A 25,020-nucleotide genomic window follows, 5' to 3' on the forward strand; every position below is an offset into this window, starting at 1 on the left:
ACGACCGGAGGGGCACACCGGTCGAGGCCTCTCGCGATCCGCGGGTTTTCTCGTGAACCCCGCGCCGGGGTCGTCCCGCGACACCGGTGCGGGGTGCCGCGGGTAGCGTCGAAGGCGTGAGTGAGGGGCTGTTCGACACCGGTTCGTTCGACGACCGGCTTCTCGATGACGGGTTGTTCGGAAACGACGCCGAGGAGCGCGCGGAGCAACGGCTCGCCGACAACGCGCCGTTGGCCGTGCGGATGCGTCCGCGGAGCCTGGACGAGGTGATCGGGCAGGACCACCTGCTCGGCCCCGGAGCTCCGCTGCGTCGGCTGGTCGAGGGGGCCGCTCCGGCCTCCGTGCTGCTGCACGGGCCGCCCGGCACGGGCAAGACGACCCTGGCCGGGCTGGTCTCGCAGGCGACCGGGCGCAGGTTCGTCGCGCTGTCCGCCCTGTCCGCGGGCGTGAAGGAGGTCCGCGGCGTGATCGAGGAGGCGCGGCGCAGGCTGGGGCACTCCGGGGAGGCCACCGTCCTGTTCATCGACGAGGTGCACCGCTTCTCCAAGACCCAGCAGGACGCGCTGCTCTCCGCGGTGGAGGACCGCACCGTGCTGCTGGTGGCGGCCACCACCGAGAACCCGTCCTTCTCCGTGGTCTCGCCGCTGCTGTCCCGCTCCCTGGTGCTGGGGCTGCAACCGCTCGACGACGAGGCGGTGCGGGACCTGGTGCGCCGAGCCGCCGCGGAGCAGCGCGGTCTGGCCGGGGCGTACCGGCTCGCGGAGGAGGCCGAGGAGCACCTGGTCGCGCTCGCCAACGGGGACGCGCGCAGGGCGTTGACCGCCCTCGAGGCGGCGGCCGAGGCCGCGGAGACCAACGGGGCGGGCACGATCGACCTGAGCACCGTCGAGACCACCGTGGACAAGGCCGCGGTGCGCTACGACAGGGACGGTGACCAGCACTACGACGTGATCAGCGCCTTCATCAAGTCGATCCGCGGGTCGGACGTGGACGCCGCGTTGCACTACTTGGCCCGCATGGTCGAGGCGGGGGAGGACCCGCGTTTCATAGCGCGTCGTCTCGTGGTGCACGCGAGCGAGGACGTGGGGATGGCCGATCCCACGGCGCTGCAGAGCGCCGTGGCCGCGAGTCAGGCGGTCCAGTTCATCGGGATGCCGGAGGGGCGGTTGCCGCTGGCCCAGGCGACCGTGCATCTGGCCACGGCCCCCAAGTCCAATGCGATCATCACCGCCGTGGATGCCGCGTTGGCCGACGTGCGAGCGGGAAAGGCGGGAACGGTTCCGGCCCACCTGCGGGACGGGCACTACGCGGGAGCGACCCGGCAGGGCAACGCCGTCGGGTACCGCTACCCGCACGACAGGTCCGAGGGGGTGCTGGCGCAGCAGTACCCGCCGGACCGGTTGGTCGGCACGGACTACTACGAACCGAGCGGCCGGGGCGGCGAGCGCACGCTGGCCGAACGGCTGCCGAAGTTGCGCGGGATAGTGCGCGGCGAGCCCGATGGGCGGGACTGACACCTCGCGCGGGACCGGTCCGCGCGGCGGCCGGGCCCGCGCGTGCGGACTCGCGCGGCACCACGGACGCGGCAAGCGGCTCTCCCGCTTGCCGAGCGGGCCCCTGCGGGGTCCCTGCTACCCATCTCGGTGAAGGGACGAGTGAGTGAACGCCCGAACAGTGGTGACCAGGTGGATACCCGACTCGGCGGTGCAACTGCTGGAGTCGGTCGGTGAGGTCCGGTTGTGCAGTCAGAACCGGGCCATGACCCCGGAGGAGCTGGCCGAGGAGGTCAGCGGCGCGGACGCGGTCGTGTCGATGCTGCACGACCGCGTGGACGGGGCGATGCTGGACGCGGCGGGTCCCTCGCTGCGCGTGGTGGCCAACGTCGCCGTCGGCTACGACAACGTGGACGTTCCCGCGCTGGACTCGCGCGGGGTGCTGTTGACCAACACTCCGGGGGTGCTCACCGACGCCACGGCCGACCTGGCCTTCGGGCTCCTGCTGATGTGCACGCGCAGGCTGGGGGAGGGCGAGCGCCTGATCCGCTCCCGGACGCCCTGGGCGTGGCACTTCTCCTTCATGCTCGGTTCCGGACTGCAGGGCAAGAGGCTCGGAATCGTGGGGTTCGGCCAGATCGGCCGGGCGGTGGCCCGCAGGGCGCGGGCCTTCGGCATGGAGATCGTCTACACCGGGCGGAACCGGGCCGACGAGCGGGCGGAGAGCGAGGTCGGCGCCGAGTACCTGCCCATGGAGGAGCTGCTGGAGAGCTCCGACGTGGTTTCCCTGCACTGCCCGCTCACGAGCGAGACCCGTCACCTGGTCGACGGCTCGGCGCTGGCGCGGATGAAGTCCTCGGCGGTGCTGCTCAACACCAGCCGTGGCCCCGTGGTGGACGAGCGCGCGTTGGCGCGGGCGCTGCGGGAGGGTGTCATAGCCGGGGCCGGGCTGGACGTTTTCGAGAACGAACCCGAGGTGGAGCCCGAGCTGCTCGAGCTGGACAACGTGGCGCTCGCGCCGCACCTCGGTTCGGCCACCACGGAGACGCGCACGGCCATGGCGATGCTGGCCGCCCGCAACGTGGTCGGGGTGCTCGACGGCGGCGGGCCGGTCACGCCGGTCAACGGATGAGGTGAGCTCCGGCCCCTCCGCGGTGACCCAGCGGCCGCGGAGGGGCTGTGCTTCCTGTGCCGAAGTCGCTGCTCAAGAGCGGCCCAGCACGGCAAGGTGCCAACTCACGTGCGGAGGAGTCGCGCGAGCTGATCGATAGAGTGGCCTCGACGCTCGACTGACGGAGGAGAGGAAGAGGAGTCGATGGCTGTCACCGACTTTTCGCGGGCCGGCTGGCGCAGAGCGAGCCGCAGCAGTTCGAGCGGCGGTCAGCGCGTCGAGGTCGCGGTCACGACCGACCGGGTCGGGGTGCGCGACTCCAAGGAGCCGCACGGTGCGGTGCCCGCCTTCGACAGGTCCGCCTTCTCGTCCTTCCTCGCGGCTGTGCGGACGGGACGGCTCTGACGAACTCCGCGGCGGCCACCGTGACGTGCTCGGCCTGCGGGCCCGGTGATCGTGACCGCGGGGCGCTCGAGTCGCGGTCGCCCCGGGGCCACGATCACCCGGAAAGCACCGGTCCGGGAATCACCCGGTCCACCCGGTGCGAAGGCTGCGCACCGAGCCGATCGCGGCTCCCGCGACCGCGGCGAGGGCGGGTGCGAGCACGGAGATCGCGATCCGCGCGCCTCCCGGAACCAGCGTGAACCACTGGATCCGCAGCCCGAGGAACTCCTCCATCGGGGCGCGCAGTGCCAGGGCGGCCAGCACTCCCAGTCCGGTGGCCAGCGCCCCGGTGACCAGTCCGATGCTCGCGGCCCGACCGAGTTCGCCGCGCCCGGCGCGCCCACCGCGGACGGCTCGCCGCACTTCGTGGGCGCCGAGCAGGCCCGCGCTGATCAGCACTCCGAACAGGGCCACGTAGCGCCAGAGCTCGACCGTCCTGTTCAGGTTCTTCTCTCGCTCGAACGCGGGGAAGGCGCCGACGTTCATCTCCCGCAGCCGCCCGCCGACGGAGTTCACGTCGCTGCCCTCCTCGACCAGGATGCCGAGCCGGTCGGCTCCCGGTCCGCCGTGCAGCTGCTCCGGCGTTTGCCCCGAGTCGGCGGCCGCGAGCATCGCTGCCGTGCGCGGAGCGACGTAGGCCGTGTCGGATCCGTCCGCGTGCCAGCGGTGGTCGTAGGTCGCGGCGACGCGGAGCTCGATGGTCTCGCTGAAGTCGGGGGGAGAGCTCGGGGCCTCCGGGGCCTGCGCGCCCGGACCCTGCCCCGCCGGAGGACCCTTCTCCTGGGCGCCTTCCTCCTTGGAGCTCTCGTCGCCCTCCTGGCCTGCGGCCGCCTTCTCGTCGCCCGCCTGCTGCTCGGCGGCGCTCTCCTCCTCGGCGCTTCCCTCGTCGGAGCCCTCGTCGCGCGGCGGCTCCTGCGGTTCCGAGGAGGCGACGGTGTAGCTCAGCCGGATCTCGCGACCGAGGAACCGGGTGAAGTCGGCCCCCTGGGTGCGGGCGGGCACCACTATCGCGTCCGGGGGCAGGGGCTCCTGCACGCTTCCCCCGGTCAGCGGTGGCGGGACGTAGCTGCCCCAGGAGTGCACCGCCAGCGAGAACTTCGGCAACGAGCTGTCCTTCGGGGAGCGCAGCGAGGAGGGGTAGTCGGGGATGACCTGCTCGACCCCGGGTACGGCCCTGATCAGGTTCAGCTTCCTGGCGTTGAGATCGCCCTCGGTGGTCATGCTCGGCAGCGAGGAGACCACCAGGCGGTCCGCGCCGTCGGCGCGCAGCACGTCGCGCTCGGTGGCGGCGTGCATTCCCGAGCTGACCCCGCTTGTGAGGCTCAGCAGGAAGGCGAACACCAACACGACCGACAGCGTGCCGCGGTTGGCGAGCTTTCTCGGTAATCCGGCCGAGCCGGCCCCTCCGCCCATTCGGAGCGTTCCCCCTTGATGTTCCGTCGCCGCCGGAAGTGTGGACGACAATGCAATCTATCGTGTACTTGTAGCCGACTCTGCGCCTGCCACCTGGCAGCGGGGTCCCCACCCCGCTCACCGGTGCGTCACCCGGGGTGCGGTGCTCCGCTCCGCGGAGCCGTTCCGGTGCGCCGTCGCTCGCGGTGGCCCGGGGCGGGGCCGGCCAGGTCGTCCCGCGCGGCGGAAGCGGGCACCGGTGGGCCCCGCCGCGAACGGTCGAAAACGACCTGCGCGGAATGCCGTGCGCGTGTCGGCCCGACGGGCGCGATAGCCTGACCGCGATCACAGCCGCCGTGCCGAGCCCTTCGGCGGGGCGGCCGCACGAATCAGCTGGAACCCGGGAGGACACGTGACGCCCACCGAGATCGCCGCGCTGATCGCAGCAGGCGCTTTCGTGCTGCTGGTCGTGCTGCTGGCGATCCCGTTGGTCAAGCTCGGCCGCACGTTGGACGAGGCGACCAACGCGATCCGCAAGGCGCAGGAGAATTCCGATCCGTTGTTCACCGGCGCGAACACGACTCTGGACCATGTGAACACCCAACTGGACCGCGTCGACGGCATCACGGCCAACGCCCAGTCGGTCTCCAGCAACGTGTCCGCACTGTCCTCGCTGTTCACCGCTACACTGGGAAGCCCGCTGGTGAAATCAGCCGCTTTCACCTACGGCGTGAGCAAGGCCCTGCGCGCCCGTCGCAAGCGCGGCGAGGAGCCCGTGGGCAGGCACTCCCGCAGGCGCAAAAGGGGGCGCAAGTGAGTCGTCTGTTGTTGTTCGGCGCCGGTGTCGCCGCGGGCGTCGCGCTGAGTCGCAAGGTCGGCCAGACCGCGCGCAAGGCCACCCCGGTCGGTGTGGCCGATCAACTCGGTGACGCGGTGCGCGAGCTGGCCGGAGCGGTCGGTTCGTTCGGCGCGGACGTACGCGCCGGGATGACCGAGCGCGAGCACGAACTCCACGAGAGCGTGAGCGAGCGGACCGGGATAGTGACCGGTGGCCGCGAACGGCGGACCATCGACGGCCCCGACAATGGGGACAGGCCCGTCACCAGGATGGCCGGAACCATCGACGGTGCGGACTCGCGGGCGCGCCGAGCTCGTCGGGCGGGGCGTTGACCCTCGACGCGAGCCCGTCGTGCTCACGTCGACCAGGCGCCCCGCCTGTTCCGCGCCGGCAGCCGCATCCGCGTAGAAGGACTTCACCGTGCAGACCCACGAGATCAACAAACGTTTCACCGAACACTTCCGAGGGCGGGGCCACACCGTGGTCCCCAGCGCCTCGCTGATCCTCGACGACCCGAACCTGCTGTTCGTCAACGCGGGGATGGTGCAGTTCAAGCCCTACTTCATCGGGGACGCACCCGCCCCCTACCCGCGTGCGACGAGCATCCAGAAGTGCGTGCGCACCGGTGACATCGACGAGGTGGGCAAGACCACGAGGCACAACACGTTCTTCCAGATGGCGGGCAACTTCTCCTTCGGGGACTACTTCAAGGAGGGGGCCATCGAGCACGCCTGGAGCCTGGTCACCAACTCGCAGGACTCCGGTGGTTTCGGCTTCGACCCGGACCGGATCTGGGTCACCGTCTACGAGCACGACGCCGAGGCGGAGCGGCTGTGGCAGAAGGTCAGCGGCCTCCCCCCGGAGCGCATCCAGCGCAGGGACGCGCACGACAACTACTGGGACATGGGGGTGCCCGGTCCGGGCGGACCGTGCTCGGAGATCTACTACGACCGCGGCCCCGAGTACGGTCGCGAGGGCGGCCCCGTCGTCGACGAGGACCGCTACATCGAGATCTGGAACCTGGTGTTCATGCAGGACATCAGGGGCGAGGGCAGTCCCAAGGACGGGCACTCCGTGCTCGGTGAGCTGCCGACGAAGAACATCGACACCGGCATGGGCGTGGAGCGGGTCGCCTGCCTGCTGCAGGGAGTGGACAACGTCTACGAGACCGACCTGGTCCGGCCCGTGATCGCCAAGGCCGAGGAGTTCTCCGGGAAGCGCTACGGGGACAACCACTCCGACGACGTCCGGTTCAGGGTGATCGCCGACCACATGCGCTCCGGCATGATGCTGGTCTCGGACGGGGTCACCCCGAGCAACGAGACGCGCGGTTACGTGCTGCGCAGGCTGCTGCGCCGGGTGGTGCGCTCCACGCGGCTGCTCGGTGTGCACGAACCGGTGCTCGGGGAGTTCACCAAGATCGTCCGGGAGGCCATGTCGCCGGGCTACCCCGAGCTCGACACCGAGTTCGACCGGATCGACTCGGTGATCCGCAACGAGGAAGAGGCCTTCCTGTCCACGCTGTCGGCCGGTTCCAAGATCTTCGACACGGCGGTGGAGCAGACCCGCAAGTCCGGTTCCGCGCAGCTGCCCGGGTCGAAGGCCTTCCAGCTGCACGACACCTACGGCTTCCCGATCGACCTCACGCTGGAGATGGCGGCCGAGAAGGGGCTGTCCGTCGACGAGCAGGGCTTCCGGGAGTTGATGGAGCAGCAGCGTCAGCGCGCCAAGGAGGACGCGCGGGCGCGCAAGACCGCCCACGGGGACCTGTCCACCTACCGTACCCTGCTGGACGAGAACGGGTCCACCGAGTTCATCGGCTACACGGACCTGCAGGGGACCAGCCGGGTGCTCGGGCTGCTGCAGAACGGGACCCCCGTTCCGGCCGCGGGCGAGGGCAGCCAGGTCGAGCTGGTCCTCGACCGCACTCCCTTCTACGCCGAGGGCGGTGGGCAGATAGCCGACACGGGGCGGCTCGTCGGTCCCGGCGTCGAGCTGGAGATCACCGACGTGCAGCAGGCCGTGCCCGGGCTGTTCGTGCACCGCGCCAAGGTCCTCGGCGGTGAGGTCGGGGTGGACACCAGGTTGGAGGCCAGCGTCGACGCGGAGCGCAGGCACGCGATCGCCCGTTCGCACTCGGCCACCCACCTGGTGCACGCGGCGGTGCGCAACGCCTACGGGAAGCGTGCCGCCCAGGCGGGTTCGTTGAACTCGCCCGGCCGGATGCGTTTCGACTTCACCGCGCCCTCGGCCGTTTCCGAGTCGGTGCTCGGCGGGGTCGAGGAGGAAGTCAACGACTACCTGCAGAGCGACGCCGAGGTGCAGTCCTACACCACCTCGATGGACCGGGCCATGGAGCTGGGGGCCGTCGCCCTGTTCGGGGAGAAGTACGGCGACCAGGTCCGCGTCATCGACATGGGCGACTACTCGAGGGAGCTGTGCGGGGGAACGCACGTGGGTTCCATCGGTCAGCTCGGCGTCGTCAAGCTCGTCAACGACACCTCCGTCGGCTCGGGAGTGCACCGGGTGGAGGCGCTGGTGGGCATGGACGCGATGCGCTACATCAACAAGGAGCACATGCTCGTCAACGAGCTGGCCGACAAGTTCAAGGTCAAGACCGAGGACCTGCCGGACCGCATCGACAGTGTGCTCACCCGGTTGCGTGATGCGGAGAAGGAGCTCAAGCAGCTCCGCATCTCCAAGGTGCTGCAGTCCGCGGGCGAGATCGCCGGGCGAGCCGTCGACATCGACGGTGTGAGCCTGGCAGCCGAGCAGGTCGCCGACGGCGTGGACGGCAACTCCCTCCGGGCCCTGGCGGGTGAGGTGCGCGGCAAGCTCGGCTCCCGCCCCTCCGTCGTGGCGCTGTTCTCCGGCGACCCGGAGACCTCCAAGGTCGGTTTCGTCGTCGCGGCCAACCGCGAGGCCCAGGACAGGGGAGTGGCAGCGGGAGAGCTGGTCCCGTCCTTCGCCGCGCACATCGGTGGACGCGGTGGCGGCAAGGCCGAGATGGCCCAGGGCGGCGGGTCCGACCCCTCCGGGATCGACACCGCCGTGGCCGCGCTGCGCAAGGAGCTGGAGCAGGTGGTGGCACGGGCGTGAGTGCCGAACAATCCGAGCCCGGGACGAGCGGTGCCAGAGCCGGGGGCCGCACCGATCCGGGCCCCGGCAGGCGCATCGGCGTGGACGTGGGCGAGGCCAGGGTGGGTGTCGCGGTGAGCGACCCGGCGCCCCTGCTGGCCACTCCGCTCAGCACGCTCAAGAGGGACCGGTCCGGCAAGACCGACCTGATCAGGCTCGTCGAGCTGGTGAACGAGTACGAGGTCGTCGAGATCGTGGTCGGTCTTCCGGTCACCCTGGCGGGGCGGCACGGACGGTCGGCGGACATCGCGCGCTCCTACGCGGACGCCCTGGAAGCACGTGCCGGCGGGGTGCCGGTGCGGTTGAGTGACGAGCGCCTCACCACCGTGACGGCCACACGGATGCTTTCCGACCGCGGGATTCGTGGTAAGCGTCAGCGTGCCGTGGTGGACCAGGCCGCCGCGGTGGAGATCCTGCAGTCCTGGCTGGACGCGCGTGGCCGAAGCGAGTGAGGAGGGTTCCCCGGATGATCGGGGCCGTACTCGTCGGGTCGGCTTCGCGCGCGTTCCGCCGTGCTGCGGAACGAGGCGGTTGACGGACTCGGTCGGACCGGTCGTCGCGGTGCGCCGTGTCGAACCGGAGGGGGCGGAGCGGAGCGCCGCGCCCGGCCCGGTCGACCGAGTGACGCGGACGGGGCTTTGCGGAAGGCTCGCTGGGAGGACACTGGCGTGAACGACGATCTCGACCTGTTCACCGACGAAGCCGGTGACGAATCGGATCTGCGCAGGCAGGAGGAAACCGAGGACGAACGGTTCCGCAGGCGGAGACGGCGCAGGGTCGTCACGGCCGTGGCGGGAGTGCTCGTGTTGCTGATCGTCGTCAGCGGCGCCGTCTACGGCACGTCGCAGCTGCTGAGCCTCGGCGGTTACGAGGACTACGAGGGCTCCGGCAGCGGTGAGGTGGTCGTCCAGGTCGAGAAGGGGGACACCACCAGCGCCATCGGGCGGACGCTCGCGGAGAAGGACGTGGTGGCCTCGCCCGCCGCCTTCGTCGAGGCGGCCGAGGAGAACAGGAAGATCACCGGCATCCAGCCGGGCTTCTACTCGATGCGCTCCAGGATGTCCGGATCGGCTGCCGTGAGCAGGATCGTCTCGGACGAGGCCAGGGCCGGTCGGGTCGAGATCCGCGGCGGGATGCAGCTCGCGGATCACGTGGGTCCTGACGACGAGGTCGTTCCCGGCATCTACTCGCTGCTGGGGCAGGCCGCCTGCGGCGGGAGCGGGGGCTCCGCCGACTGCGCGAACAAGGAGAGCCTGGTCAAGGCCGCCTCCGAGACGCCGTTGACCGAGCTCGGTGTTCCCGAGTGGGCCGCCTCCGGGGCGTCCGAGGCGCCGGACCCGAAGCACCGGCTGGAAGGGCTGATCCTGCCCGGCATCTACCACGTGGAGCCCTCGGCCGCGGCGTCCCAGGTGCTGCGTTCGGTGCTGAGCAGCTCGTTCGAGAAGATGCGGTCCCTCGGTTTCCCCGAGATCGCGGACGGCACGAGTCACTCCCCCTACGAGCTGCTCAAGGTGTCCTCCCTGGTCCAGAGCGAGGGGATCGAGAAGGACTTCGGCAAGGTGGCGAGGGTCGTGGAGAACCGGCTGGACAGCGACATGAGGCTGCAGTTCGACTCGACGATCAACTACCTGCTGAAGGAGCCCTCGCTGCTGACCGAGGACAAGAACCGGGCCAAGGAGGGGCCGTACAACACCTACCAGAGCAAGGGCCTGCCCCCGTCCCCGATCTCCGCGCCGAGCGCGGCGGCCGTCGAGGCGACGGCCGATCCGCCGCCCGGGGAGTGGATGTACTTCGTCAAGTGCCAGAAGGACGGCACCTCGTGCTTCTCGAAGACGATCGAGGGGCACGAGAGGGCCAAGGACAAGGCCCAGCGCAACGGCGCCTACTGAGCAGGAGAGCGCGACATCCCGGTTCGCGTGGCGGCGCGGGTGGCGGAACCTCTCGCGGGCTCTCGCTGCGGGGCCCCGACATCGGGTAGCGACCTGCACAACGTCTCCGGCCGTCCTCGCGAGAGCACCACGGGAGAACCCGCGGCGGTGGCGGCTGCGCAGGCTCGTAAGCGCCTGCGTTGGGGTGGACCCCTTCGGCCGGGAGTCCTGTTCGGATTTCGTCGACTCGGGCCGCTCGTGGCGGTGCCGACTGCGTAGTCCCGGAGCGTTCGCGCTGGAGCGGCAGATTTTCCACGACTCGAGCTGCTCGGTGGGTCTGATGAGCGCAGCTCAGCGCGCGGCGCCGAGGAGTCCGGGCGGTTCCGGTAGGAGAAAGAGCGAGGTGGTGAGGATGACCGAGGGGGCGTCGCGGGACGAGCAGCCACGACCCCGCCGCGCTGGAGTGGTCGGTTCGCCCGTCGAGCACTCCCTGTCCCCCGTGCTGCACGGTGCCGCCTACCGTGCGCTGGGGCTGGACCACTGGTCGTACGAGCGCGTCGAGCGGGACGCGGACGGGCTGCACCGGCTGGTCGGGGAGCTGGACGAGGACTGGGTCGGGCTTTCCGTGACGATGCCGGGCAAGCAGGCGGCGCTGGCCCTGGCGGACAGCGCCACGGAACGGGCACGCGCCGTGGGAGCCGCCAACACGCTGGTCCGGAGGCGGGAGGCCGGTTGGGCGGCCGACTGCACCGATGTGGACGGGATCGTCGGCGCGCTGCGCGCCGCGGGCGGTTTCACGGGGGGCGGTGCCGCTCTGCTGCTCGGGGCGGGGGGCACCGCGCTGGCCGCGCTGGCCGCGTTCGCGGAACTGGGGATCGCCGAGGTGACCCTCGCCGTCCGCGAGCCCGCCCGGGCGGAGGAAGCGCTGGCCACTGCCGAGCGGTTGGGCCTGCGGGTGACCGCGCGGCGGCTGGGCTCCACGGATCTGGCGCGCGCTGCCGCGGAGTCGGACGTGGTGGTCTCCACCCTGCCCGCAGGGGCCGTCGACGAGCGCGCCCACGAGCTGGCCCGGGGGCCCGTCGTGCTCGACGTCGTCTACCACCCGTGGCCGACCCCGCTGGCCAGCGCCGTGCACGAGGTGGGCGGAAGGCTGGCGACCGGGCTGGACATGCTGCTGCACCAGTCCTTCGGTCAGGTGGAGCAGTTCACCGGACAGCGGGCGCCCGGAGCGGTGATGCGTGACGCGCTCTCCGCGGCGACGGGTGGGGAGTTGCCGTTGCCGCTGATCGGGGAGCGCGGCGAGTGAGCCGCGCGGGAACCGGCTCGCCGCGAACCGGTTCCCGCGTTCGGTCAGGAACCGTCGAGCTCGCTTCCGACCAGCTCCGCGATGTGGTCCAGCGCGTCCTCGGCGCCTTCGCCGTCGGCGGCCAGCACGACTTCGTCGCCGTGGGCGGCGCCCAGCGTCATCAGCCCCAGGATGCTGGCCGCCTCGACGGGCTCGGTCTCCTGCTTGCGGATGGTGATCTTGACCGATTGAGCGGCAGCGGCCTTCGCCAGCATGGCGGCCGGACGTGCGTGCAGCCCCACCTTGCTCGCGACGGTGACGTGTCGTTCTGGCATCCGTTCGCTTCCGTTCTCTTGTTCCGATGTCGCGGGCCGTGCGCCGACGGTGCCTCAGGTCCCGCCCGTCTTCGGGGTGCCGGAATCACCGTTGCTGCCCGAGGGGGTGGCGCTCGGCTCGGAATCGGCTCCTTCGGTGTCCTCGTCCTCCTCCCGGCCGGGAGTCGGTAGGTTCATTCTCGTGATGATGAAGCGGAAGAGGAAGTAGTAGATGACCGCGTAGCCGAGCCCGATGGGGATCAGCCACAGCGGTTTCTGCGCGATCCCGAAGTTGAGCAGGTAGTCGATGCCGCCCGCGGAGAAGACGAAGCCGTGGTGGATGTCGAGCCAGTTGACCAGCGCCATCGAGGTTCCGGTCAGGACCGCGTGCACGATGAGCAGCGGCCAGGCCACGAAGATGAACGAGAATTCCAGCGGCTCGGTGACGCCGGTCAGGAAGGCGGTCAGCGCCGTCGAGAACATGATCCCCCCGACGACCTTGCGCTGTGCCGGCTTGGCGCAGTGGTAGATCGCCAGCGCGGCCGCGGGCAGGGCGAACATGAAGATCGGGAAGAAACCGGCCATGAAGGTTCCCGCCGTCGGGTCGCCGGCGAAGAAGCGGTTGATGTCGCCTCGTTCGCCCTGGTAATCCCCGGTGAGGAACCAGACCACCGAGTTGGGGATGTGGTGCAGCCCGAAGGGCAGCAGCATCCGGTTGACCACTCCGTAGATACCACCGCCCGCCACGGCGCTTCCGGTGACCGCCTCGCCGAAACCGGTGAGCACCAGGTCGAAGTAGGGGTATATCAGGCCGAGCACCACACCGATGACCAGCATCACCCCGGAGGTAACGATGGGGACGAAGCGGCGTCCGCCGAAGAACCCTAGATAGGAGGGGAGCTTGATCCGGTGGTAGCGCTGCCACAGTCCGGCGGCGACCAGACCGGCTATGATGCCGCCGAGCACCCCGTAGGGGCCCTTGTTGTAGACGGTGGAGGCCTCGGTGTCGGTCATCCCCCAGAGAACTCCGGAAAGCACCAGGTACCCGACGGCCCCGGCCAACGCCGTGGACCCGTCGGCCTTCTTGGCGAAGCCGATCGCGACACCGATGGCGAACAGCAGCGGCAGGTTGTCGAACAGCGCCCCGCCCGCGGAGCTGATCACGGCTCCGACCTCGCCCATACCGGGGATGGCCCCGATCAGGTCGTCCTGACCGAGGCGAAGTGGCAGCGCCGCAGCGGGCAGCACGGCGATCGGCAACATCAGGCTCTTGCCCAGCCGCTGCAACTGGGCGAAGGTCTTACTGCCGCCCGAGGACGGGCTGGCGCTGGTGCTCATCGAGTACCTCCTGGACACGCCGGTGCTTTTGGGGGACGGGTCTCGTTGGTGGGCGTGCGGTTCGCCGCGGTGCTCCCCTCGGGGTGGAGGGCACCGCGGGCGGGCCGCCCGTCGAGTCGCTCGTGCCGTCTCCCGAGATTGGTACGGTAAGGTCTAAACCAGTTGGAGGGAACCCTGCGCCTCCGGTCGAACGGGTGTCAAGCGGATGGCGGATTCGTTGCCGGTTCGACATCGGAGGAGAGCGGGGCGGCATGGTTGGCTGAGGGGGAGCACGCTTCGGCGTGAGCAGAATCGTAATTGGAGGACTTCGGTGGCTGAGGACAAGGCGGCGGCGATTCTGGCCGCCCTGGGCGGTCAGGGGAACATCGTCGAGATAGAACCGTGCATCACACGGCTGCGTTGCGAGATCGAGGACGGCTCCAAGATCGACGAGGCCGCACTGAAGACCGCTGGTGCGCACGGTGTCATGCAGCAGGGCACCGTCGTGCAGGTCGTGGTCGGTCCGGAGGCGGACACCATCGCGAGCGATATCGAGGACTTGTTGTGAGCATTCGAGTAGGCAGCCCGGTGTCCGGACTCGCGGCCCCGATCGGTGAGGTCCCCGACCCGGTGTTCTCCCAGGAGATGGTGGGACCGGGGGTGGCCGTCAAACCGAACGGTGGAAGCGCCGAGGCGGTCGCCCCGGTGGACGGCACGCTGTCCACCCTGCACCCGCACGCCTTCGTGGTGAGCACCGAGGACGGCAGGGCGATACTGGTCCACCTCGGAATCGACACCGTCAAGCTCGAGGGCGCTGGCTTCACCCTGCACGCGGCCAAGGGCGACCGGGTGCGGGCCGGTCAGGGGATAGTCACCTGGAACCCGACCGAGGTCGAGGAGCAGGGCTACTCCGCGGTGTGCCCGGTCGTGGCGCTCGAGGTGGCCAAGGAGGAACTGGCCGATCTGACCGAGGACGCGCAGGTCGCCGCCGGGGACCCGCTGTTCGCGGTGGACTCCTGAGCGGACCTTCCGCTCCGTCGGGCACCCGCTCCGCCGCGACCTCCCGTTCGGCCCCGGGGCGGGTGCCCCTGAAACCGGGGCTCGGCGTCCGTCGCGTCCGACACGCCCCGGGGCGGCTGAGCTGGACGGCGTCGGCGGCGCGGGAGCGGCGACCCTCGGAGCATGATCCTTCTCGAGCTGGTGCCCGCCGCGACGGCGGGACTGCCCGGTCCGCTCCGCGGACGGACGGGGCGGTGGGGCCCGCGACGTCGGTGCCCGATCCCGGAGGTGCCCGCCCGCTGGTGCCACCTCGCGGTGGCGGCAGTGTGGAGCTGCGCTGTGGCCTCGGTGGTGGTCGGGGCATTCCCACCGTGGTGGCTTCCGACCCAGCTGATCACGGGATTGCTGCTCGTGCTGCTCACCGCCTGCGACCTCCGGCACCGGCGGCTGCCGGACGTGCTCACCCTGGGAGGTTGCCCGCTCGTTCTCGGAGCGCTGCTCCTCGCCGTGGTGCTCGGAGCCCCCACCCGGCTGCCGTTGTGGGGACTGGTCGGGGCGGTGGTGTTCGGAGGGTCCTACGCGGTGGTGCGCCTGATCGCGCCCTGCTCGCTCGGCGCCGGTGACGTCAAGTTCGCGGTGCTGCTCGGGCTCGCGATCGGAGGGGTGACACCGCTGCTGGTGCCGGTGGTGATGCTCGGAGCCGCCGTGGGAACGCTGGTGACGGCCGGGTTCCTGCGCAGGCGGGCCGTGCCGCACGGCCCGGCGATGGCGCTGTCGGCGTGGTTGGTGATCGGGGCTCCTGTTTTTTGATGGGGTCGGCGGTGCCGACTGCTCACGTGGTTCGAACGCTTCTCGGGACAGCGACGTCCTCCGGGGCGTTCTGCCGGAGTCCGCCGTCCGAAGCGCACCCGAGGTACTGGGCGGAGGGCGTTTCGTGGCAGGATCACAGTCGTGCTGCGCTGGATGACCGCCGGGGAATCGCACGGTCCCGCCTTGGTGGGGGTGCTGGAGGGAATGGTGGCCGGAGTGGAGGTCACCACGTCCGACATCTTCGCCCAGCTCGAACGCCGAAAACTGGGATTCGGCCGGAGTCCCCGGATGAATTTCGAGTCCGACGAGCTGGAAATCGTCGGAGGGATTCGCCACGGGCTCACCCAGGGGAGTCCGGTGGCCGTGCGGATCGGGAACACGGAGTGGCCCAAGTGGGAGCAGGTCATGGCCGCCGACCCCGTGGACCCGGAGGTGCTGGCCTCGCTGGCCAGGAACGAGCCGCTGACCCGCCCGCGGCCCGGTCACGCCGATCTGCCCGGCATGCAGAAGTACGACTTCGACGAGTCCAGGCCGGTGCTGGAGCGGGCCAGTGCGCGGGAGACGGCCGCCAGGGTGGCCGTCGGCACGGTGGCGCGGTGCTTCCTGCGCCAGCTGCTGGGAGTGGAGCTGGTCAGCCACGTGGTCTCGCTCGGGGACGTGGACGCCGCGGGCGAGACGCTGCCGACCGCAGCGGACCTGCCGGCCATCGACGAGAACCCGGTCCGCGCCTTCGGAAGCGGTGCCACCGAGCGGATGATGGCGGAGGTGGAGGCGGCCAAGTCCTCCGGTGACACGCTGGGCGGGGTGGTCGAGGTGATCGCCCACGGGCTGCCCCCGGGGCTGGGCTCGCACGTGCACTGGGACCGCAAGCTCGACTCGCGGCTGGCCCAGGCCCTGATGAGCATCCAGGCCCTCAAGGGAGTCGAGATCGGCGAGGCGTTCACCAACGCCCGGCGCCGCGGCAGCGCCGCGCACGACGAGCTCCACCCGGCCGAGGGGCCGAAGTGGGTGCACCGCTCCAGCAACAGGGCCGGCGGCCTGGAAGGCGGCATCACCAACGGTGAGCCGCTGGTCGTGCGCGCGGCCAAGAAACCGATCTCCAGCCTGCCGCGCGCCCTGTCCACGGTGGACGTGCGCACCGGCGAGCAGGCCCAGGCGATGCACCAGCGCTCGGACGTCACCGCGGTCCCGCGCGCGGCCGTGGTCGCCGAGACCATGGTGGCGCTGGTGCTGGCCCAGGCGGCGCTCGAGAAGTTCGGCGGCGACTCCCTCGGCGAGACCAGGCGTAACGTGGAAGGCTACTTCGCGGCACTGAGTCGGCGTGCCGAGAGCTGGAGGGCAGGGGAATGACTCCTCGGCTCGTGATCGTCGGCCCCCCGGGGGCGGGCAAAACGGTCGTCGGACGTCTGCTGGCGGAGCGGTACGGCGTCGGGTTCCGCGACACCGACTCGGACGCGGAACGGCTGGCCGGAAGGCCGATACCGGAGATCTTCACCGTGGAGGGCGAGTCCGCCTTCCGCGAGATCGAGGAGCGCGCGGTGGCCGAGGCGCTCGGCGAGCACACCGGGGTGCTGGCCCTCGGAGGCGGTGCCGTGATGGCGGAGGGCACCCGGAAGCTGCTGGCCGATCGACCGGTCCTGTTCCTGTCCGTCGGATTCGCCGAGGGCGTGCGCAGGACCGGTCTGTCCGCTCCGCGACCGCTGCTGACCGGGGTGAACCCGCGAGCGACGTTCCAGGCGTTGCTGCGGGACAGGCTGCCGCTGTACCGCGAGGTGGCGGACTGGGAGGTCGACACCGACGAGCTCGACCCGGAAACGGTGGTCGAGCGGGCGGTCCTGCGCATGGGGGACGCGGCCGCGGGTGGTGTTCCCGCGGAGTAGCGGGCCTGCCGGGCCTGCCAGGTCTGCCGGGCAGCGCCCCCGTCGATCACCCACCCCTCGGCCGCCCGGAGCGCCGGCGCGACAATGTGAAGGACATTCGGAGGCTGAGCGCTGCGGCCGCCCGACGCCGGGGCTCCGGCGGCGGGACCGGGTGGGCGGTTCCGCTCCGGCGAAGCGTCCGAGAGCCCGAACGAGAACACTTCAGTGAGAGGACACGATGAGCGAGCCGGAGCGGATTCCAGTCAACGCCGAGACACCCTACGAAGTGTTGGTCGGGCGCGGTCTTCTCGGTGAGCTCGTCGAAGTCCTCGGGGACGCCTCCGTGGTGGCCCTGGTGCACCAGCCGACGCTGACCGAGACCGTCGAGACGGTCCGCGAGGAGCTCTCCGAGGCCGGGCTGGACGCCCACCGGGTGGAGGTCCCCGACGCGGAGGACGGCAAGACGCTGTCCGTGGCGGGGTTCTGCTGGGAGGTGCTCGGCAAGATCGGCATGGACCGCGAGGGCGTCGTGGTCTCCTTCGGCGGAGGCGCGGTCAACGACCTGGCCGGTTTCGTCGCGGGCACCTGGATGCGCGGGGTGCGCGTGGTGCACGTGCCCACCACGATGCTGGGCATGGTCGACGCCGCGATCGGTGGCAAGACGGCTATCAACACCGAGGCGGGCAAGAACCTGGTCGGGCTGTTCCACGAGCCGTCGAAGGTGATCGTGGACCTGGCCACCCTGGAGGAGCTCAACGGCAACGAACTGCTCGCCGGGACGGCAGAGATCGTCAAGTGCGGGTTCGTGGGTGACCCGGAGATCCTGCGGCTCATCGAGCAGGACGCCGCGGCCGCGCTCGACCCGACCGGTTCGGTGCTGCCCGACCTCGTCGCGCGGGCGATCAGGGTCAAGGCCGCCGCGGTCGGGGCCGACCTGCGGGAGTCGCACCACCGCGAGATCCTCAACTACGGGCACACTCTCGCGCACGCGATCGAGCGCCGGGAGCGCTACCGCTGGCGGCACGGAGCCGCGGTGAGCATCGGTCTGGTGTTCGCGGCCGAGCTCGCGCGTCTCGCGGGCAGGCTGGACGACGCCACGGCCGATCGGCACCGCGCGGTCCTGGACCAGCTGGGGCTGCCGACCTCCTACGACCCGGACGCGCTCAACGATCTGCTCGAGCTCATGAAGGTGGACAAGAAGACCCGTTCCGGGATGCTGCGCTTCGTCGTGCTGGACGGTCTGGCCAAGCCGGGCAGGCTCGAGGCCCCCGATCCGTCCCTGCTCGCGGCGGCCTACTCCGCGCTGGCCGAGGGCGGGGCCAAGTCATCGGACCGGGGGGTCTTCCTGTGAACGTGCTGGTGCTCAACGGCCCCAACCTCGGCAGGCTGGGCAAGCGCGAACCGGACAAGTACGGGCACGCCACCCACGCCGACCTGGTGGAGCTGTGCGAGCGCACTGCCGCCGAGCTCGGGATCGGGGTCGAGATCCGCCAGACCGATCACGAGGGCGAGATGATCGGTTGGCTGCACGAGGCCGCCGACGAGCGGCGTCCCGTCGTGCTCAACGCCGCGGCCTGGACGCACTACTCGGTGGCGGTGCGCGACGCCTGCGCCCAGCTGCAAGCCCCGCTGGTCGAAGTGCACCTGTCCAATGTGCACCGACGCGAGGAGTTCAGGGGGCAAAGCTACCTCTCGGACATCGCCACCGCCGTGCTCGCCGGTTTCGGTGTGTTCGGTTACGCGATGTCCCTGCGCTGGTTGGCCGAGAACTCGACGTGACCGAGAACCAGGCGTGACCGGTTCCCGGGCCCCGGTGGCGCCGCGCCGGGGACTTCTCGCGCGAAACGTCCGAGACCTCCGAGGCGTTCTCGCGGCGCCGGCTGCGCGGCGTAGCGAATCGAGTGGCCGGCTGCCTCAGTCGAGCGGTGGTAGCTCCCTGACGCCGAACTCCCGGCGCAGCGCGGCCCGGGCCGCCCAGTAGCCGCACATGCCGTGCACCCCGGGCCCCGGCGGGGTGGCGGCGGAGCACAGGTAGACCCCGCGCAGCGGAGTGCTGTGGGGCACGAGCCGCCACGCCGGGCGGGCCAGGGTCTGGAGCAGGTCCACGGCTCCGGTGCTTATGTCCCCTCCGGGGTAGTTCGCGTCGTACTCCTCGAGCCGCGCCGCCGAGGTCCCGCTGCTTTCCAGGACGGTCTCGGAGAAGCCGGGAGCGTAGTGCTCGATCCGCCTCCGGGTCGTTTCCACCGGGTCGCGCGTGTCGCCGTTGGGCACGTGGCAGTAGGCCCAGACCGGGTACTTGCCGGGTGCCGCCCTGGTCGGGTCCAGATTGCCCGGTTCGGAGACCAGCGTGAACGGGTCCGGGACTCGCTCACCGCGTGCGGTGGCCCTTTCGACCGCGCGGATCCTGTCGGCCGTTCCGCCGAGGTGCGCCGTGCCGGCCCGTGAGATCTCGGGGTTCCGCCACGGGATCGGCTCGGAGACCAGGAAGTCGGCCTTGGCCGCTGCCGTTCCGTAGCGGTAGCGCTCCAACTGCCCGCGATAGCCGTCCGGAAGCAGTTCTCCGGCCATGGCCAGCAGTCCGCGCGGGGCCACGTCGAGCAGGACCGCGCGGGCCGAGCGCAGTCGCCGCAGGTCATCGATCGGCTGTCCGGTGTGCACGCGGGCGCCGTGGGCCAGCAGGTCGTCGAGCGCGGCCGCCGCTATGCGGTCGCTTCCCCCCTCGGGGATCGGCCAGCCTCCCGCGTGCGCGAGGTGGCCCAGCAGCAGCCCCACACCGGCTCCAGCCGGGTGGGGCGGTGCGCTGCCCGCGTGCGCGGCCACTCCGGCGAAGAGCGCGGGGGCCTTCGCCCCGCGGAAACCAGTGGGCAGCGGGGTTCCGTGCCGCAGCATCCGCTCGGCGAGCAGCAGGGCGGCGCGGGGAGACGGCGGTCTCCGCAGGTCGGACAGCATCGCTTCGGTGACTCGTCCGGTGTGGTCCAGCAGCGGCCGCATGAGCCGGTGCCAGCCGGGTCCGTCCTCGCCCAGACGTGCGCTGGTCTCGGACAGGTCGCGGTAGGCCAGCGCGGCCTCGCCGTCCTCCAGGGGGTGCGCGTAGCTGATCTCCGGGGTGTGCATCCGTACCCCGTCCCGGACCGGTCCGAAGCGGCGGAAGAAGGGCGAGGCGGTCATCGGGTGCACCGCCGAGCAGATGTCGTGGCGCACCGAGCTGTCGAACAGCCGCGCCGAGCGCAGTCCGCCGCCCGGTTCCTCCGCGGCCTCGTGGAGATGAACCCGCAATCCGCTGCGGGCGAGCAGCGCGCCCGCGGCCAGGCCGTTCGGCCCCGTTCCGACGATCGCCACCTCGGCTTCGTCGCTTCCGCGCGAGGTCGGGCTCGGTGTCATGCTCCCCTCCTCTCCGCCCGTGACGATGCCTCATCCCGCCGCGGCGCGCCGGTCGTGGCGCGCTGGGGCGGCGGTCGGTGCGGACGCCGGTGGCGCGTACTCGATGAATAGATATCGCAGAAAGTGTTAACAGAGTGAGTCTTCTCTGATAAGAATGGCTCGCATCACACGCAAGAGTGAGTGTCGGGAGGGCTGATGGTCGATCAGGAACCGTCCGCGATCAGCAGGAGACGCACCCTCGGGGGTGCGCTCGCGGGCGGAGCCGCCTTCGCGGCCGGAGGTTTGCTGAACGGCTGCGCCGCGCGCAGCGACGTGCGACGGCGCGACACCGCCGACCCGTGGAGACAGTTCGCGGGGTGCACGCTCAACTTCGTCTCCGAGAACACCGCCCCGACCAGCGCCATCGCGGCCGACGCGGAGCGCTTCACCGCGCTGACCGGGATCCACGTCAACATCGTGACCCTGGAACTGTCCGCGCTGGTGCAGAAGGTCGCGCTCGACCTGGCCTCCGGGCAGTCCCAGTACCAGATCATCTACGCCGACTCCTACCAGGTGCTGGCTCCCTACGCGGACGGACTGGTCGACCTGCGGGAACCGGCATCCGACGACTCGCTGCCGGGGGACGACTCGGACCTGGCCGACTTCTTCCCGCTGCAGATGGACGTCTCGGGACGGTTCGGCGAGGGGGACCGGGTGCTCGCGCTGCCCTACGACTGCGCGACGATGATCTGGCAGTACCGCAGGGACCTGTTCGAGGCCCACCACGACCGGATGGCCGACGACCTGGGATTCGATCCGACCCCGGGGCCGCAGCGGAGCTGGGAGGAGTACTACCGGATCGCCCGGTGGTTCAACGACAACGTCGACGAGGTCTCCTACGGCACCGGCCACCAGGCCAAGCAGCACGACTCCCTGATGTGCGACTTCTCCAACGTGCTGTTCGCCCACGGCGGGCAGTACTTCGAGAACGGGGAGCACGTCGGACGCTTCGGCGCGGTCGATCCGGGCCCGAGCACGCTCGGCTCGGAGGAGGCCCTGGCCGGAGCCGAGTTCTACAGCAGGCTGCTCTCCATAGCCGACCCCGCCTCCACCACGTGGGACTGGACCGGCCTCGGCGCGGCGTTCGCCGCGGGCAGGGTCGCGATGTGCCCGAACTGGCACGAGTTCGCCGCGGACAACGAGCGGGCCCTTCCCGGCAAGGTCGGCTACACCACGCTGCCGAGCGGCCCGGCGAGGTCGGCGAACATGTACGGAGGGGCCGGGATCGCGATCAACGGCAACACCGCCCCCAACGAGCGGGCCGCGGCCTGGCTGTTCCTGAAGTGGGCCACCTCCCGCAAGACCCAGCTGCGCAACCTCACCGGGGAGGTCGGAGGGGCCACCCCGACGCGGAGCTCCATCTACAGCACCCCCGAGATCCGGCGCGCGCAGCAGCGCCCGACCGGGATGCCGACCATGCTGACCGCACCCGCCGTGCAGCAGGCCTGGAAACCCGAGTACTCGGGGCTGCGCCCGAAGATTCCGATGTGGAACGAGTGCGACACCGCGATATACACCGAACTGTCGAGAATGCTGGCCGGGGACGTCGCGCCGCACCGGGCGATGCGTGACGCGCGCGACCACATCGACCGCATCGTCTCCCGAGGGTGGGTGGCAGCGGAATGAACGCTTCCGAGAACGCAGGAGAAGCGGTGCGGCGCAGGCGGAACGGGTCGGCGCGCCGCATCGGGTTCACCGGGCGCATGATGCTTCCCGGGATCATCCCGCTGGCCGCGCTGACCGTGCTGCCGTTCCTGACCATCGTGGTGATGAGCTTCAGCGACGTCCGGCTGCTCGGCGGGATGCGCTTGGACTTCGCCGGGCTGAAGAACTGGGGGCGCTTCTTCACCGACCCGGACATGGGGTGGTTCTGGCTGCGGACGGCGGTCTACTTCGCGCTGACGCTGGGGCTGGAGATGGTGCTCGGCGTGGTGCTGGCGCTGTGCCTGTGGCGGCTCGTCCGCGGGCGCAACCTCGTGCTGAGTCTGCTGCTGCTGCCCATGTTCGTCGCCCCGGTGATCGTGGGGTTGCTGGGCAGGTTCCTCACCGATCCGACGTTCGGACTCTACACTTGGTTGCTGGAACGGGTCGGCTACGAGGGCGACCTGCTGGGCGGCACTTTCACGGCCTTCGCCGCCGTGGTGGCCATGGACGTCTGGGAGTGGACACCGCTGATCGCGCTGATCACCCTGGCCGGGCTGTCCGCCGTGCCGCCCACGCTGCGCGAAGCGGCCGCGCTGGACGGTGCCGGGCGCTGGCAGACGCTGCGGCACATAGTGCTGCCCTCGATATCCAACGTGCTGCTGGTCGCGCTGCTGATCCGCGCGATGGACGCGATCCGCTACTTCGACATCATCTGGGTCACCACCAACGGCGGTCCGGCCAACGCGACCAAGATCGTCCCGGTGCGGCTGTACGAGACGGCCTTCCGGTTCTTCGACTTCGGCTACGCCGCCGTCGTCGGGTTGGCGATGCTGTTCGCGTCCATAGTGGTGGCTCGGATGTTCGTGCGGATGCTGGACACGAAGGGACTCGCCAGATGAGCGTGGTGGACACCCCGAACCCCCGCCGGGCGGAATCGGCGGGGCAACAGGAAACCGCTGAGCAGGACGGGCGGCGAGCGAGCGCGCGGCGAGCGGCCCGCAGGGGATCGCGGTCGAGTCCGCTGGACCGGACCGGCACGGGCACCGGAGTCGTGATCGCGGTGGTGCTCGGCCTCGCGCTGCTGTGGACCCTGGTTCCGCTCGTGTGGATGGTGCTGTCCTCGTTCAAACCGGCCACCGCCATCACCTCGGCCGAGCCGAGCTGGTTGTTCACCCCGACCGGGGAGCACTACGCGGGGTTGTTCACCGGGGGCAACGAGCTGATCCCGTACCTGTGGCACAGCGTGGCGGCGGCCGGGCTGTCCGCGGTGCTGTCCGTGGTGCTGGGAGCACCGGCAGGCTACGGACTCGCCCGCAGCGGGATGCGCGGCAAGCGGCACCTGTCCTTCTGGATCATCTCCACGCGAATGGCCCCCATCGCCGCCGTGGTGCTGCCGCTGTTCCTGATGTTCCGCCAGGTCGGCCTGATCGACACGATCCCCGGCCTGGTGCTGGCCTACATGACGTTCAACCTCCCGTTCGCGATCTGGCTGCTGAGCTCGTTCTTCTCCGACCTGCCACCGGCCCTGGAGGAGTCCGCGCTGGTCGAGGGGTGCACCAGGTGGCAGGCGTTCCGGCACGTCGCCCTGCCGCTGACCAAACCAGGCCTGGTCACCACCTTCGTGCTCTGCCTCGTGTTCGCGTGGAACGACTACGCCTTCGCGCTCGTGTTCAGCGGCCCGGACTCGCAGACTCTGCCGATAGCGGCCAGCCAGCTGGTCACCCAAGCCGGAATCGACTGGGGCCAGCTCTGCGCGATCGGCACCTTCGTCGTGGTCCCGATGATGTTGGCGGGACTGGCAGTTCGCCGGTGGTTGGTAACCGGCCTGACCCTTGGAGCGGTGACTGGAGAATGACCGAATCAGCGGAATCGATGCGCGTCTCCGTGCTGCGCGCGGTCGAGGACGTCGCCGTGGAGCGGCGTCCGATCCCGGAACCCGGGCCGCACGAGGTGCTGGTGCGGGTCTCGGCGGTGGGGACCTGCGGCTCGGACACGCACTACTACGAGCGGGGCAGGGTCGGCGAGTTCGTGGTCCGCGAGCCGCTGGTCCTGGGGCACGAGGCCTCCGGGACGATCGTGGCCCGCGGCTCCGAGGTCACCGGCCTGGAGTCGGGGACCAGGGTCTCCCTCGAACCGGGAGTGCCCTGCCTGTCCTGCCACGAGTGCCGCTCGGGGCGCTACAACCTCTGCCCCGAGGTGCGGTTCTTCGCGACCCCGCCGGTGGACGGGGCCTTCAGCGAGTACGTCACGCTGCACGAGCAGTTCGCCTACCCGGTCCCCGAGGAGTTGTCCGACGAGGCGGCCGCGCTGATCGAACCGCTCTCGGTCGCCGTGTGGGCCTGCCGCAAGGCGCGGATAGCGCCGGGCGCGCGGGTGCTGGTGACCGGGGCGGGGCCGGTCGGTCTGCTCGCCGCCCAGACCGCTCGCGCGTTCGGAGCCACCGAGATCGTGGTCACCGACGTCGTCGACCACCGGTTGCGCATGGCCGAGGAACTGACCGGTTGCACGGCCGTGAACGTCCGGCACCACCCGCTCGCCGAGTCCGGCCACGAACCCGACGTGCTGCTGGAGTGCTCCGGCAACCCCACCGCGGCGGCCGAGGCGGTGCGCACCGTCGTCCGGGCCGGACGGGTGGTCTTCGTCGGCATGGGCGGCGACGAGCTGCCGCTGCCGCTGTCCCACGTGCAGACCAGGGAGATCGAGGTCACGGGCACCTTCCGGTACGCCAACACCTGGCCGACGGCCATAGCGCTCGCCTCCTCCGGTGCGGTGGAGCTGGACCGGCTCGTGACGCACCGCTTCGGGCTGGACGCGGTTCCCGAGGCCCTCACCGCGTCCGCGCGGGACGAGACGGTGGTCAAGGCCGTGGTGCACCCGCAGGAGTGAGGCGCGGGTGACGTGTTCGCGGCCCGGGGTTCGCGTGGCGGTGCGGGTGACAGTGCGGGTGGCGGAACCTCGCGCGGTCCCGCGAGCGGTGGCTCCGAGCTCGGGTCGCGGCCTGCGCACCGTCGGGACCGCCCGCGCGGGAGCATCGCGGGAGGCCCCGCGGTGGCTGGTGGGTGAGCGCGCTCGGCAGGAGGTCGGGGCA

24 protein-coding genes are annotated in these 25,020 nt (G+C 70.8%); 20 read left to right on the forward strand and 4 right to left on the reverse strand.

Features of this window, described 5'->3' with window-relative positions; all coding sequences use genetic code 11:
- The first annotated feature begins 173 nt into the window (after window positions 1–173).
- The 3 genes from G9Q41_RS10690 to G9Q41_RS10700 all read left to right on the forward strand — a co-directional run bounded on the left by G9Q41_RS10690 (window position 174) and on the right by G9Q41_RS10700 (window position 3,009).
- Window positions 174–1,514, forward strand: coding sequence for a replication-associated recombination protein A (locus G9Q41_RS10690; RefSeq protein ID WP_207631006.1), 1,341 nt, complete (start codon window positions 174–176; stop codon window positions 1,512–1,514).
- Window positions 1,515–1,659: 145 nt separating this feature from the next.
- On the forward strand, window positions 1,660–2,625 hold the full coding sequence (locus tag G9Q41_RS10695; RefSeq protein ID WP_165632632.1) for a D-glycerate dehydrogenase: 966 nt from the start codon (window positions 1,660–1,662) through the stop codon (window positions 2,623–2,625).
- Between the two features lie 183 nt (window positions 2,626–2,808).
- Window positions 2,809–3,009 (forward strand): DUF397 domain-containing protein, encoded by a 201-nt coding sequence (locus G9Q41_RS10700; RefSeq protein WP_165632631.1) that lies wholly within the window; start codon window positions 2,809–2,811, stop codon window positions 3,007–3,009.
- A gap of 120 nt (window positions 3,010–3,129) precedes the next feature.
- Here the strand turns inward: G9Q41_RS10700 and G9Q41_RS10705 are convergent, their stop codons facing one another.
- Entirely contained in the window at window positions 3,130–4,461 is a 1,332-nt protein-coding gene (locus G9Q41_RS10705) for a hypothetical protein (protein WP_165632630.1), read from the reverse strand.
- A gap of 391 nt (window positions 4,462–4,852) precedes the next feature.
- Here G9Q41_RS10705 and G9Q41_RS10710 point away from each other — a divergent pair, with 391 nt between their 5' ends.
- The 6 genes from G9Q41_RS10710 (at window position 4,853) to G9Q41_RS10735 (ending at window position 11,590) form a co-directional block, all read left to right on the forward strand.
- Entirely contained in the window at window positions 4,853–5,257 is a 405-nt protein-coding gene (locus G9Q41_RS10710; RefSeq protein ID WP_092520399.1) for a DUF948 domain-containing protein, read from the forward strand.
- Entirely contained in the window at window positions 5,254–5,610 is a 357-nt protein-coding gene (locus G9Q41_RS10715; protein ID WP_165632629.1) for a hypothetical protein, read from the forward strand. Before G9Q41_RS10710 ends, G9Q41_RS10715 begins: the two co-directional genes overlap by 4 nt.
- Before the next feature lie 88 nt (window positions 5,611–5,698).
- Window positions 5,699–8,377 carry an alanine--tRNA ligase gene (gene alaS / locus G9Q41_RS10720; RefSeq protein ID WP_165632628.1) on the forward strand — a complete coding sequence of 893 codons (2,679 nt, stop codon included), beginning with the start codon at window positions 5,699–5,701 and terminating at the stop codon, window positions 8,375–8,377.
- Window positions 8,374–8,868, forward strand: coding sequence for a Holliday junction resolvase RuvX (gene ruvX, locus G9Q41_RS10725; RefSeq protein ID WP_165632627.1), 495 nt, complete (start codon window positions 8,374–8,376; stop codon window positions 8,866–8,868). The genes alaS and ruvX overlap by 4 nt, the downstream gene beginning before the upstream one ends.
- 216 nt (window positions 8,869–9,084) lie before the next feature.
- Window positions 9,085–10,305 (forward strand): endolytic transglycosylase MltG, encoded by a 1,221-nt coding sequence (locus tag G9Q41_RS10730; RefSeq protein WP_165632626.1) that lies wholly within the window; start codon window positions 9,085–9,087, stop codon window positions 10,303–10,305.
- Window positions 10,306–10,696: 391 nt separating this feature from the next.
- Window positions 10,697–11,590 carry a shikimate dehydrogenase gene (locus G9Q41_RS10735; protein WP_165632625.1) on the forward strand — a complete coding sequence of 298 codons (894 nt, stop codon included), beginning with the start codon at window positions 10,697–10,699 and terminating at the stop codon, window positions 11,588–11,590.
- Between the two features lie 44 nt (window positions 11,591–11,634).
- On the opposite strand, the gene G9Q41_RS10740 is transcribed toward G9Q41_RS10735, so the two are convergent.
- Both G9Q41_RS10740 and G9Q41_RS10745 read right to left on the reverse strand, forming a co-directional pair.
- Window positions 11,635–11,904, reverse strand: a complete 270-nt coding sequence (locus tag G9Q41_RS10740; RefSeq protein WP_165632624.1) for an HPr family phosphocarrier protein — start codon at window positions 11,902–11,904, stop codon at window positions 11,635–11,637.
- 54 nt (window positions 11,905–11,958) lie between these two features.
- Window positions 11,959–13,221 (reverse strand): PTS transporter subunit EIIC, encoded by a 1,263-nt coding sequence (locus G9Q41_RS10745; protein ID WP_165632623.1) that lies wholly within the window; start codon window positions 13,219–13,221, stop codon window positions 11,959–11,961.
- Window positions 13,222–13,531: 310 nt separating this feature from the next.
- On the opposite strand from G9Q41_RS10745, the gene G9Q41_RS22320 reads away from it, so the two are divergent.
- From G9Q41_RS22320 to aroQ, 7 genes are all read left to right on the forward strand, one after another.
- A complete protein-coding gene (locus G9Q41_RS22320) occupies window positions 13,532–13,768 on the forward strand; it encodes a glucose PTS transporter subunit EIIB (protein ID WP_245695552.1) in 237 nt (78 codons plus the stop codon).
- On the forward strand, window positions 13,765–14,220 hold the full coding sequence (locus tag G9Q41_RS10755; protein WP_092520414.1) for a PTS glucose transporter subunit IIA: 456 nt from the start codon (window positions 13,765–13,767) through the stop codon (window positions 14,218–14,220). Before G9Q41_RS22320 ends, G9Q41_RS10755 begins: the two co-directional genes overlap by 4 nt.
- Before the next feature lie 162 nt (window positions 14,221–14,382).
- A complete protein-coding gene (locus tag G9Q41_RS10760; RefSeq protein WP_165632622.1) occupies window positions 14,383–15,009 on the forward strand; it encodes an A24 family peptidase in 627 nt (208 codons plus the stop codon).
- Window positions 15,010–15,150: 141 nt separating this feature from the next.
- Window positions 15,151–16,359: a chorismate synthase gene (gene aroC, locus G9Q41_RS10765; RefSeq protein WP_165632621.1), complete on the forward strand. Its 1,209-nt coding sequence runs from the start codon at window positions 15,151–15,153 to the stop codon at window positions 16,357–16,359.
- The gene (locus G9Q41_RS10770) at window positions 16,356–16,889 is read left to right on the forward strand and encodes a shikimate kinase (RefSeq protein WP_165632620.1); all 534 of its coding nucleotides are present in this window, start codon (window positions 16,356–16,358) and stop codon (window positions 16,887–16,889) included. The genes aroC and G9Q41_RS10770 overlap by 4 nt, the downstream gene beginning before the upstream one ends.
- Before the next feature lie 217 nt (window positions 16,890–17,106).
- A complete protein-coding gene (gene aroB, locus G9Q41_RS10775) occupies window positions 17,107–18,219 on the forward strand; it encodes a 3-dehydroquinate synthase (protein ID WP_092520418.1) in 1,113 nt (370 codons plus the stop codon).
- A complete protein-coding gene (gene aroQ / locus G9Q41_RS10780; RefSeq protein WP_165632619.1) occupies window positions 18,216–18,647 on the forward strand; it encodes a type II 3-dehydroquinate dehydratase in 432 nt (143 codons plus the stop codon). The genes aroB and aroQ overlap by 4 nt, the downstream gene beginning before the upstream one ends.
- A 135-nt stretch (window positions 18,648–18,782) precedes the next feature.
- On the opposite strand, the gene G9Q41_RS10785 is transcribed toward aroQ, so the two are convergent.
- Entirely contained in the window at window positions 18,783–20,249 is a 1,467-nt protein-coding gene (locus G9Q41_RS10785) for an NAD(P)/FAD-dependent oxidoreductase (RefSeq protein WP_165632618.1), read from the reverse strand.
- A 195-nt stretch (window positions 20,250–20,444) separates the two neighbouring features.
- Here G9Q41_RS10785 and G9Q41_RS10790 point away from each other — a divergent pair, with 195 nt between their 5' ends.
- From G9Q41_RS10790 to G9Q41_RS10805, 4 genes are read left to right on the forward strand one after another with little or no spacing between them, the layout of a single operon-like run.
- Complete coding sequence (locus G9Q41_RS10790; RefSeq protein ID WP_092520422.1) at window positions 20,445–21,914, forward strand: extracellular solute-binding protein; 1,470 nt, start codon at window positions 20,445–20,447, stop codon at window positions 21,912–21,914.
- Window positions 21,911–22,831: a sugar ABC transporter permease gene (locus G9Q41_RS10795; protein ID WP_165632617.1), complete on the forward strand. Its 921-nt coding sequence runs from the start codon at window positions 21,911–21,913 to the stop codon at window positions 22,829–22,831. The genes G9Q41_RS10790 and G9Q41_RS10795 overlap by 4 nt, the downstream gene beginning before the upstream one ends.
- Window positions 22,828–23,787 (forward strand): carbohydrate ABC transporter permease, encoded by a 960-nt coding sequence (locus tag G9Q41_RS10800; RefSeq protein WP_207630939.1) that lies wholly within the window; start codon window positions 22,828–22,830, stop codon window positions 23,785–23,787. The genes G9Q41_RS10795 and G9Q41_RS10800 overlap by 4 nt, the downstream gene beginning before the upstream one ends.
- Complete coding sequence (locus G9Q41_RS10805) at window positions 23,784–24,818, forward strand: NAD(P)-dependent alcohol dehydrogenase (RefSeq protein ID WP_165632616.1); 1,035 nt, start codon at window positions 23,784–23,786, stop codon at window positions 24,816–24,818. The genes G9Q41_RS10800 and G9Q41_RS10805 overlap by 4 nt, the downstream gene beginning before the upstream one ends.
- Window positions 24,819–25,020: the final 202 nt, after the last annotated feature.

Origin of the sequence: Actinopolyspora sp. BKK2 (assembly GCF_011291845.1) — a bacterium.
Classification (GTDB): domain Bacteria; phylum Actinomycetota; class Actinomycetes; order Mycobacteriales; family Pseudonocardiaceae; genus Actinopolyspora; species Actinopolyspora saharensis.